Here is a 442-nt window from a genome sequence, read left to right on the forward strand (position 1 = left end):
GTCTAGCACTTCGGGGCTGTCGGTAAGTACGCGCATGGGGGAGGTAGAAACCATTGAGTTTAATCAAGACGGTGGTTTAGGTATTAGCGTGTATGTTGGCAATAACAAAGGCTCGGCATCAACGGCTGATTTAAATCCTAAAACATTACGTGCTGTGGTCGAAAAAGCCATCGATATTGCTAAATTCACTTCAGACGATCCATGTAATGGCATTGCTGATAAAGAACTGCTTGAGTTTGCCCCTAAAGATTTAGACTTGTTTCATCCTTGGGATGTAAGCCCAGAGCAAGGGATTGATTTGTGTCATGCAGCAGAGCAAGCCGCATTAAACGCGGATGAGCGAATTGTGAATTCAGATGGCGCTAGCTTTTCATCGCATCAAGGGTTGCGAGTATATGGTCACAGCCATGGTTTAATTGCCGGCTTCCCTCGAACCCGTCAC

The 442-nt window shown here is 46.2% G+C and carries 1 protein-coding gene; it reads left to right on the forward strand.

Annotation, left to right across the window (positions count from 1 at the left end; all coding sequences use genetic code 11):
• On the forward strand, positions 1–442 hold a 442-nt coding region (locus PSH48_RS20970), incomplete at both ends, for a PmbA/TldA family metallopeptidase (protein WP_273612319.1).

This window comes from Pseudoalteromonas sp. Angola-4 (assembly GCF_028599265.1).
Taxonomy (GTDB): Bacteria; Pseudomonadota; Gammaproteobacteria; order Enterobacterales; family Alteromonadaceae; genus Pseudoalteromonas; species Pseudoalteromonas atlantica.